At 41.3% G+C, this 9,821-nt stretch carries 11 protein-coding genes; 4 read left to right on the top strand and 7 right to left on the bottom strand.

Annotated elements, in window-relative coordinates:
• The first annotated feature begins 79 nt into the window (after positions 1-79).
• Together K1X76_03870 and K1X76_03875 are read left to right on the top strand one after the other, a co-directional pair.
• Positions 80-1,732, top strand: coding sequence for a methylmalonyl-CoA mutase family protein (locus tag K1X76_03870; GenBank protein ID MBX7148198.1), 1,653 nt, complete (start codon positions 80-82; stop codon positions 1,730-1,732).
• A gap of 58 nt (positions 1,733-1,790) precedes the next feature.
• On the top strand, positions 1,791-2,192 hold the full coding sequence (locus K1X76_03875; GenBank protein MBX7148199.1) for a cobalamin B12-binding domain-containing protein: 402 nt from the start codon (positions 1,791-1,793) through the stop codon (positions 2,190-2,192).
• Between the two features lie 145 nt (positions 2,193-2,337).
• Here K1X76_03875 and K1X76_03880 read toward each other — a convergent pair whose 3' ends face one another.
• The 4 genes from K1X76_03880 to K1X76_03895 form a co-directional block, all read right to left on the bottom strand.
• Entirely contained in the window at positions 2,338-3,453 is a 1,116-nt protein-coding gene (locus K1X76_03880) for a hypothetical protein (GenBank protein MBX7148200.1), read from the bottom strand.
• A 70-nt stretch (positions 3,454-3,523) separates the two neighbouring features.
• The gene (locus K1X76_03885; protein ID MBX7148201.1) at positions 3,524-3,820 is read right to left on the bottom strand and encodes a GIY-YIG nuclease family protein; all 297 of its coding nucleotides are present in this window, start codon (positions 3,818-3,820) and stop codon (positions 3,524-3,526) included.
• 43 nt (positions 3,821-3,863) lie between these two features.
• The gene (locus tag K1X76_03890; protein ID MBX7148202.1) at positions 3,864-4,493 is read right to left on the bottom strand and encodes a nucleotidyl transferase AbiEii/AbiGii toxin family protein; all 630 of its coding nucleotides are present in this window, start codon (positions 4,491-4,493) and stop codon (positions 3,864-3,866) included.
• Positions 4,494-4,921: 428 nt separating this feature from the next.
• Positions 4,922-5,710, bottom strand: coding sequence for an enoyl-CoA hydratase/isomerase family protein (locus K1X76_03895; protein MBX7148203.1), 789 nt, complete (start codon positions 5,708-5,710; stop codon positions 4,922-4,924).
• A 30-nt stretch (positions 5,711-5,740) separates the two neighbouring features.
• On the opposite strand from K1X76_03895, the gene lipB reads away from it, so the two are divergent.
• Positions 5,741-6,439 carry a lipoyl(octanoyl) transferase LipB gene (lipB, locus tag K1X76_03900; GenBank protein ID MBX7148204.1) on the top strand — a complete coding sequence of 233 codons (699 nt, stop codon included), beginning with the start codon at positions 5,741-5,743 and terminating at the stop codon, positions 6,437-6,439.
• Here lipB and K1X76_03905 read toward each other — a convergent pair.
• Genes K1X76_03905 through K1X76_03915 form a run of 3 tightly spaced genes read right to left on the bottom strand, consistent with a single transcriptional unit; the run spans position 6,396 to position 9,061 of the window.
• Positions 6,396-7,628 (bottom strand): acyltransferase family protein, encoded by a 1,233-nt coding sequence (locus K1X76_03905; GenBank protein ID MBX7148205.1) that lies wholly within the window; start codon positions 7,626-7,628, stop codon positions 6,396-6,398. The two genes, lipB and K1X76_03905, sit on opposite strands and share 44 nt — an antisense overlap.
• A 1-nt stretch (position 7,629) precedes the next feature.
• Positions 7,630-8,637, bottom strand: a complete 1,008-nt coding sequence (locus K1X76_03910) for an NAD-dependent epimerase/dehydratase family protein (protein MBX7148206.1) — start codon at positions 8,635-8,637, stop codon at positions 7,630-7,632.
• Positions 8,624-9,061: a hypothetical protein gene (locus K1X76_03915; protein MBX7148207.1), complete on the bottom strand. Its 438-nt coding sequence runs from the start codon at positions 9,059-9,061 to the stop codon at positions 8,624-8,626. The genes K1X76_03910 and K1X76_03915 overlap by 14 nt, the downstream gene beginning before the upstream one ends.
• Before the next feature lie 291 nt (positions 9,062-9,352).
• Here K1X76_03915 and K1X76_03920 point away from each other — a divergent pair, with 291 nt between their 5' ends.
• Complete coding sequence (locus K1X76_03920) at positions 9,353-9,796, top strand: hypothetical protein (protein ID MBX7148208.1); 444 nt, start codon at positions 9,353-9,355, stop codon at positions 9,794-9,796.
• Positions 9,797-9,821 lie beyond the last annotated feature (25 nt).

Below are 9,821 nucleotides of genomic sequence, written 5' to 3' on the forward strand. Positions count from 1 at the left end.
CCCCCTTAGCCTAAGGGGGAGGGGCTAAGAACGCTCCCTCCCTTAAGCTAAGGGGGGGGTGGGGTGGGTTACTCTTCTTATGACCAAGAACCTTAAAGAATGGGAAGAGGGGACTTTAAAATCCTTTCTCGCTAAAGCGCCGGAGTCACAGAAAGAGTTTACCACTCTTTCGTCCGAACCCATCGAGCGTTTATACACGGCCGATCAAGTAGGCCAGAATCATCAAGAAGACATTGGTTTTCCCGGCGAATATCCTTTTACGCGCGGTGTTTATCCCACCATGTATCGCGGTAAATTATGGACCATGCGGCAGTTTGCCGGGTTTGGAACTCCCGAAGATACCAACACGCGTTTCCACTATTTGTTATCTCAGGGGCAAACGGGTCTCTCAACCGCTTTCCATTTTCCTACACTCATGGGTTATGACAGCGACTCGCCCCGTTCGCGCGGTGAAGTGGGCGTGTGCGGCGTTGCAGTTGATTCTCTGGCCGATATGGAAATTCTTTTTAAAGGAATTCCACTGGAAAAAGTAACGGTATCCATGACAATCAATGGCCCGGCCAGCATTCTTTTAGCCTTTTATCTGGCCAATGCCGAGAAACAAAAATGTGATCTTAAAAAAGTGGGCGGCACCATACAGAACGATGTTTTAAAAGAATATATTGCTCAAAATTCATATTTGGTTCCACCGGATCCTGCCATGCGTATAGTGGTGGACATGATCGAATATTGCTCTCAGCATGTGCCCAAATGGAATCCCATTTCTATCTCCGGTTATCATATCCGCGAAGCAGGATCTACTGCTGTTCAGGAGTTAGCCTTTACCATTGCTGATGGTGTGGCTTACGTGGATGCTTGCATCAAACGCGGGTTAGATGTGGATAGCTTTGCGCCGCGTCTCTCGTACTTTTTTAATGCACACATGGATTTCTTTGAAGAAGTGGCCAAGTATCGTGCAGCCCGTCGTTTATGGGCACGCCTCATGAAAGAACGTTTTGGTGCTAAAAAAGCGGAATCCATGAAATGCCGCTTCCACGTTCAAACCGCGGGTTGTAGTTTAACCGCTCAACAACCCGAAAATAATATTATCCGTACCACGTTGCAGGCTCTCTCGGCCGTTTTGGGTGGCTGCCAATCGCTTCATACTAATTCCATGGATGAAACATTGGCATTACCTACCGAGAAAGCCGTGCAGATTGCTTTAAGAACTCAACAAGTCATCGCGTTTGAATCTGGCGTGACCAACACCATTGATCCTTTGGCCGGTTCTTATTTTGTCGAAGCCTTGACCGATAAAATGGAAAAAGAAGCCATGGCCTACATCGAAAAAATCGATAGTTTGGGCGGCATGGTAGAGGCGATTAAAAAAGGGTTTCCCCAGATGGAAATTGTTTTGGCCAGCCACAAGTATCAAAATCAGCTGGAGAAAAAGGAAAAAATTGTAGTGGGGGTGAATGAATTTATTACCGATGAAAAACCGAATACTGATTTGTTAAAGGTAGATTCCGAGGCAGTGACCAAAAAACAGACGGAACGCTTGAATGCTTTAAAAGCGAAACGCGACAGCGAAAAAGTGAATGCTGGTTTAGCTGCTTTAAAAGCTTCTGCTTCGTCCAAAACCAATATTTTCCCCGATTTACTGGCCTGTGCTCATGCTTATTGTACTGTGGAAGAAATTTCGAACGTGTTGCGGGGCGTTTTTGGCGAGTATCACGACCCCGGTATATACTGACCGGCTGTATAAAAACCCTTGAAATTCGCGTTGCTTTTATATTAAAAGGCCTCACCCTATGCAAAAGAAACTCCGCATCTTAATTGGTAAACCCGGCTTAGACGGCCACGATCGTGGCGCTAAAATTATTGCACGTACCCTGCGTGATGCTGGTTACGAGGTAATATATTCAGGTTTACACCAAACTCCTGAGATGATTGTGAACACGGCTATCCAAGAAGATGTGGATGCGATTGGGCTTTCTATTTTATCTGGCGCTCACAACTATCTTTTCCCTGCCGTAATTAAGCTTTTAAAGGCTAATAAAGCTGAAGATGTGGTGGTATTTGGTGGCGGTATTATCCCCGAAGACGAAATTGCTGGCCTTAAAAAAGAGGGCGTAGCCGAGATTTTTACTCCCGGCGCCGACACCCGTGATATCGTCAAATGGATTGAGTCTAACGTCCAGCCGCGTATATAGATGAGTACCAAGGCCGTCCTTTAGGGCAGCCGCGTATATAGATGAGTACCAAGGCCGTCCTTTAGGGCAGCCGCGTATATAGATGAGTACCAAGGCCGTCCTTTAGGGCAGCCGCGTATATAGATTTGGAATGCGCAGCAACTTCCTAATTTGCCAAACGTTTTTTCAAGAATCTAAATCCTAATAATCCCATCAATAAAACAAGTATTGAATAGTCTATTTGGTTTGAGCTTTTTATGGATAGAGCACAGCTACTACCACTTCCCTGTACTTGTATTGCAGAAATAGCGGGTGCTGGAACAATAGCCGGTGTACTGGGTTTGCCCGCATTATCATCTTCTTGAGGTGTCTCCGGATTTTCTGGCGTAGTAGGTTCTTCGGGTGTTTCTGGATTGGTGGGATCTTCTGGGTTTTCAGGTGTGCTGGGTGTTTCATCGCAATTTTCTTCAGGGTCATTAGGATTGGTTCCATTTTTTAATTCTACCCAGTCCCAGCAATCGTCTTCATCATCATCAAATACGTTTTTTGTTTTTGTAATATAATCATCGCCAATACCGGCATCAACGTTACTGCCTGCAAACACATAGAGAGTCACACGCGGGTCTATTTGGTAGCCTTGTGTAAAAGCAGGAATGCTAAATTCTGAATAAGGATAAGTTTGTGAGGGTTGTGCAAAAGGAGTGATGGTGGATTCCAAATTGTAAAAGCTTTCATTTTGGGGGAGAAATGTAATGAAAGTAGAGTTGGGAATATAGCGCCCAAAATCAGCATAGTTATGGCCAAACGCAAGACCTGTCATAATATCAACTGAACCGCCGTTCATTCCAATGATGCCTTCAGCGGGAAGGGTTTTGGCATCACCGTTTAAGTCCCATAATATAAAAAAGGCTTCACCTGCAGAGTTTCCTTTTCGTCCTAAGTTGGCTAAGTCTTCATATTCTAAACCTGGAACAGTTTCTCCGGAAGAGGGGTCGCCATTTCCATCAGCGTCACCAAAAATTTTACCATCGTATGTTTTAACGCCCACATGCATGGTGTCTTCGGAGCCATCGTAAAAGAAACACACTTTTTCCATGTCCCAACCGCTAGTATTTAAACCAAGGTTTTGGAGCGCTTCAGGAATACCCACATCTAAAGGATCTGTTATGCAATTAATGTCTTTAAAATCAGCCTCAATATCGCCCGTAAAAACAAAAGCATGAGCCTTAAGAGAAAAAATTAAGATGAACGTGATAAAAAAGAGCTTTGTAAACGTACGCATAGAGTTCCTTTCGAAATATAGAGGGAACTCTTTACGATAAAAAAAGACAATTGGTCAACTTATTTATAAATCAGTCTATGTTATTGATTAAATTACGTTTTTTTTGAGTGGGATATTGCTTAATTTGATATTCCCGAATGAGTGCTTCCGAGCGATTATTGAGAGTCTCTTGATATTTAAGGGTAACAGGCCTGCGTGTCCGTGTGTATTTAGCGCCTTTACCCAAATTATGTTGTTCAAAGCGGCGTTCTAAATCGTTGGTGATGCCAGTATACAAGGTGCCATCCGCACATTCCAAGATATACAAAAACCATTGCTCAAGAGCTGCATGGTTCTTGAGATCTTCGGCTTTTAAGCCTTTAATCATTTGTTTGTATTTTGGTTTCAAGATTTTGCTTTATTGTGATGATTTACTTTCTTATTGTCAAAAATAATTCTTTAGGAGCAATTCCTTTTAAAGCTTTTGGAGCTATGAGCGACATTTTTCTCATTTGGTTTTGAATATAAATACAGTCAAGCACATGCTTTGCTTCAAAAATAGATTGCAAATCATCCAAGTCTTTGTAACGTCGAGGGTCATTTTTGTAAGAATAGAACTTGGAAATAATAATATCTTCCACGGTAATGCACGGTATTTTTTTATTCCATCCAAAATCAATCAAGTTAAGGCTCGATCTTTCCAAGGCTTCTTTAAACCATGGCATGGAAGGTAAAATAAAATCGAGACCGATCGCCCCAGGCTTACTACTATCTTTTCCGACGACCATATAGGGTTCGGTATTTTTCCTTTTAATCGCAAAAAGAGGGCCTCCTTCTAAATCGGCTTTTCGTATAATATGAGGGTTAAGAGCCTGAGCCTTAATAAGTTCTTCAGCTTTTTGCTGAGAGGAGGATTCTGAAATAATTAAAAAATCAAGGTCGCGTGTAGTGCGTTCTTCTTTGCGGTAGACAGAAGCAACTAAGCCGCCCGCCACAGCATATTGCAGTCTTTCTTGCTCGAGCACTTCAATCATCTGTTTTAAAAAATGAATGATGTTCATGATCTTATATGATTAAAAAGTTCATGTATCTCTGCGCAAAAATTGAGAACCCTTTCTGCTTTTTCATGATACATCTGAGCTCGTAGAGCAATATGGGTTTTATTTTCTAGTTCAAAAAGCTGAGTTAAAAAAGAATGATAGGGATGATCTGGGTTAAGCGAGAAAAAAGATCGGTTTTTCCGTTTTTTTTGAATAATTAATTTTTCGTTTGTCAGTTGTTCTAAGGCGCGTTGAACAGAAAAAACAGGAGCTTGAATAAGATAAGAAAGTTGCCGAAGGGGCAATGGTTCATCGCTTCTGGAAAGAGCTTTTAACACTTTAAAACGAGTGGGATTCGCTAAAATACTAGAACTGTCTAACATGCTAAAAGTGTACAAATATTTATACACATTTTCAACTATATACTTATAATATATTGAAATTATTAACTATTTTCCTTTAAACCATGGGGCTCTTTTTTCACGAATAGCCAAAATTCCTTCTTTAATATCTTCGGTTGTAAAACATTGGGCCTGCATGCTGGAATCGTATTCAAAAAGCTCTTCCAAAGTTTCATGCTGAGCCCTTTGAATACCTTTTTTAATGGCAGCAACAGAAATCGGGGCGTTAGCGGCCAGTTTTTCGGCTATTTTTTGCACTTCGGCCAGCAATTGATCGGGGTCAAAAACACCATTGATGAGCCCCATATCTAAAGCGCGTTCGGCCGTAAAGAGTTCGCCTAACATCAAAATTTCTGCAGCATTCACAGGGCCTGCTAAGCGGGTCACCAAATAAGTACCTCCCATACCGGGAGCTAGGCCTAATTTAGAAAAGTTAGCACCCAATTTGGCCCCTTTGGCAGCATAACGAAGATCACTGGCTAAGGTCATACAAAAACCAGCCCCCACTGCAGGGCCATTGATAGCTGCAATCACGGGAACGCGAATTTTACGCATATCCAAAAAGAGCTGATAAAAGGCCATAAGCTCGCGCTTGTTGGTCTCAGGTGTACGTTTAACCCGGTCTTCAAGCATATCCAAATTACCACCGCTCGAAAAGGCACGGCCGGCTCCGGTAATCACCATTACCCGTATATCTTTGTTGGCTTCCACTCTGGCTAAAATCTTTTGAAAAGCATCGCCCATGGCATCATCTAACGCATTGAGCTTATCGGGCTGATTGAACGTAACAAGTGCTACATGGCCTATTTCTTGATAAATAATAATATCTTGTGACATATTTTTTTCCCTGAGATAATAATTTAATCGATGGATACCCGAATTAACGCACCCATTCAAGCGCAAATACTAGGAACAATTGCTTATAACGATGCTATGAGCGTGATGAAAACCCTGTACGATAAACGTCATGCTGGTGAAATTTCCGATACGCTTTTAGTGCTCGAACATCCACCCGTCATTACTTCGGGTCGGCAACAATCCGATCACGATCTCAAACTTTCTATAGATGAATTAAAGAACAAAAAAATAGATTTTGTTCATTCCGATCGTGGAGGTAAGCTTACCTGTCATGAACCTGGTCAGTTGGTTGTGTACTTTATTTTTAATCTCCATGAACGTAAATGGTCCGTTGAAAAACTAGTATGGATGGCCGAAGAGGGTTTAAAGCGAGCGCTTTCTAAAATGGGGATTGAAGTGGAGCGTGATAAAGAGCATCCCGGCCTATGGGTAGAGCATAATAAAAAAATTGCAGCACTTGGTTTTCATATTTCACGGGGCATTACAACACATGGAATAGCCTTAAATGTGAACAATACTCTCAATACTTTTCTGTACATAATTCCGTGCGGAATTGAAGGTCGTAGTGTTACAACTATTTCAAAAGAATTAAATAAAACAGTAGGTTTAAAAGAAACAGTTGATGTTTTGCTGGAATCTTTTGAAGAAGCTTTTGGAAATACAATTATCCTAAAAACACCGAGCGGCGTTTTTGCAACAAATCCTTAATTATGTTCTGAATTTCGGAACGTACTTTTTCGGAAAGTTTATGAATTAAAAGTTCATCGCGTAAAGCGCTGTCATCATACTTATCAAACGACATGGGCTTTCCAAAATGGATAGACCATTTAGTGGGAAGCGGTATTAACCCCAAGGGACCCAGTAAAGGAAAAGAAGGAGTGATGGGAATATAAGGGAGCCCAATCATTTTAGCCAGAACGTTAGACTTAAAAATAATGGGGTGAATTTCTTCGGCCCCCACAATACCTACTGGCACTAGGGGCGATTTAGTGTTCATGCATAACTTAATAAAACCACCGCGTCCAAAGCGTTGTAAATTGTAGCGCTGCTTATAAAACTTACCAATACCCTTTACGCCTTCTGGAAAAACAACCACTAAGTGACCAGAATTTAATAAGTATTGAGCATTTTCTGGGCAGGCACGCACACCTCCAATACGGTACATCAGGCTGCCCATCATGGGCATGTGGTATACAAAGTTTTCCACTAAAAAACGGGCGTCTTTGCGGGCTTTATGTTCGTTTAAAATAGCCGCTTTAATCATGGCTCCATCATAAGGAACTGTTCCCGAGTGATTGGCTACAATAAGGGCTCGGCCTTCATCGGGAATGTTATCAATACCGGTAGTGTGTACTCGCCAGTACTTGTAATATAAAAAGTCAAAAACAGGCTTAATGCGCTCTACCAAATGCCTATCCATGCCAAAAGGATCTACTTCTTCCTCGTCGTCGGCAAAACCTAAGCGATTGATAACATCTTTGTAAAAATCAACCGACAACACTTTAATGGCCCGACTAGTGAGCTCTTTAACCATTTCTAGCTGGCTTTTTTCGGCAGTGCTTTTGGCTTCGTTGTCTTTAAGATAAGTAATGGCCTTTTTAACCCGTTGATCGAGCAATTCGTAAAGGGTATTGAGATCTTTTTGTACATCTTTATCGTGGCGGCGTACCTTAGACTTTTTTACCGATTGTTCCAAATCGGTTTCTAAGGCTTCAAGTGTTTCTTTAAAAGTAGTTTCAATGTGAGAAATGCGATCTTCCAGGCGAGAGGCTAAGGTTTTAAAATCTACAAACTCTTCATTGGCCTTGGGTTTAGTTTTATTTTCAACTGGCAAGACATGAACATTAGACGGTTCGTCTTCTTTAGTGAATGTTTTGGTTTTTGTTTTTTCGGCCATTTTAGGGAGTTGCTTGAATTAAATTAACCTCACGCAGGCGTTCGGCCCCAATAAAGCTTAATAAGGCTTCTTTAGTAGAAAAACGGGGCACAAAACCCAATTCTTTTTTGGCTTTACTGCCATCGGCAATGCATAAATAACGTAAAAAATTAACGTGCGAGGCAGGTGCAGGCGCCATATCTAAAAACCATAAAATTTGAACCATACTTTTAAAACCAATTTGTGGGAGAGGTACTTTTATTTTGCCCAAAATTTTAATCACGCGTGATAAAGGCAAAACGCCATCACCCACAATATTAAAAACACCGTTAGCATCCTTTTCAATAGCTAGTAAAAAAGCACGTACCATGTCGTCCTCGTGCAAAAATTGAAAGAGGGGGTCAAAGCCCATCATGCTGGTGATAAAAAAACGTTTAAAAAAACGGGTTTTGTAGCTTTCAATAGTGGGTCCTAATATAGAACAGGGGCGTAAAATAGTGACAATAGAACCAGGATGACGTTTGCCGTACTTTAAAATGGTATTTTCAGCTTCAATTTTATCTACCAAATAACGGCTTAGGCCGCGACCATTTGGAGTATGTAGGTCTTCATGTAAAAAATTGGGATTATCCGGGTTAGCGCCATAAACATCGGTAGTAGACGATAAAATAATTTTACGTACTTTGGCTTCGGCACAGGCATTGGTGATGTACATGGTGCCAATAGAAATAAGCTCATGCGCATACGATTCGTTTTTTGGAGGGGTAATGGGAACTGCACAGTGCACTAAAGTATCGCATTTTTCTTTTTTCAAAATTTCAGCTAACTGAACATCGGCCAAGGTTTCGGTTAAATCAAATTTATAATAAACGGTTTTTTTGAGTGGGATCGACGGTTTCTTTTTGTCCAGTGCCACAATACGAGTATAACGTGGATCTTCTTCTAAGGCTTTTAATACACGCATCCCCTTAAAGCTAGAGGTGCCTGTGATAACAATACTTTTATCTTTTAAAACCTTAGTTTTGGGCATTGGTTAAATGCTCCTTTGCCTTGCTGTAAAATAAATACGTAATAAGAAAAATTGGACCATCCGAAAGCACGCCTACCAAATAGGCAAACGACTTTTGATAGGTAAGAAAGAAAATCATAAAAAAAGTAGTGGATACAAACTTAGAAAGCAAGATGGGTGGTACTACCACATGATTTTTTAAAATGTCTTTTTGGCCCAGGTAACAGAGAAAAACCAAAGTAAACATGAGCGACATGGTGAGTGTTAGCCAAAAATGCTCGCTGGGCATAGGTAGCATGCCCAAATGAGGGGCAACTCTTAAACCAATAGCATTAATGGTGGTCAGTAACCTGTCACCAAAAAAGAGGAACACAATGGAAGAGCCTAAAAAGGCAAACATCCAGAATTTAAGTAAGTTTTTTAATCTGTTAACGGATGGGTGCATGGGCGCATCTTATGAGAAAAGCTAGTGCAGTAGCAAGAAAAAAGGGCTTTATTTGTTAGAATAACGCAGAAATTCCAGGAAGGTATGTGGTTTTTTATCTACGAGGGCGTGGTAGAGAACTTTTACATAAAACAGCGGGCCAAACAGCTTGGCTATAAGCCAGGGGTGACTAAGGATTTGCTTATTGTTCACTAATCCCGATACCATCTTTACTCCTCATAGTCTTAAACGGCTTATCTTTATTAAAACTCAACCTTTCTTTTGGGTTAAAAATCCGTTATAAACAAGTGTATGAAAAACCTTATATTTTCGTTCTTTATTCTTATCCTTACCTCCCAAACGGCTTGGGCCATTGAAGGCATCCATGGCCAAAAAACCCCTTGTTTTAACTTTGAAAAAGGCAAATTTGATAATTGTTTGGTAAATGTAGAAGCCTCTCAAATGACTTTACTAAGACCTTTTCCGGGTGAAAAAAGCATTGTGCTAGGCGCCACCATTAAGCGTTTGGTGCAGTACAGTTCTCAAGCCAACGCTCCCAGCACACTACCGGTAAGTTTAGATGTGATCACGGTTTCGGTTCCTTTTAGCGGTAGTCCACAGGATGTGATGCTGGGCGTGGTGTATGAAGAAGATGCTAAAACCAAGGTACTGCTCTTAAAAATGAAAGAAACCGAGGTAACGCCACTTAAATTGTGGTTGGAAACAGCGAGCGGCAAGCGTTTTGAGCTACAATAAAGGCGTTGACGCTAAGGCCATATCC

This window comes from bacterium (assembly GCA_019695305.1).
In the GTDB taxonomy this organism is placed as follows: domain Bacteria; phylum UBA10199; class UBA10199; order UBA10199; family JAIBAG01; genus JAIBAG01.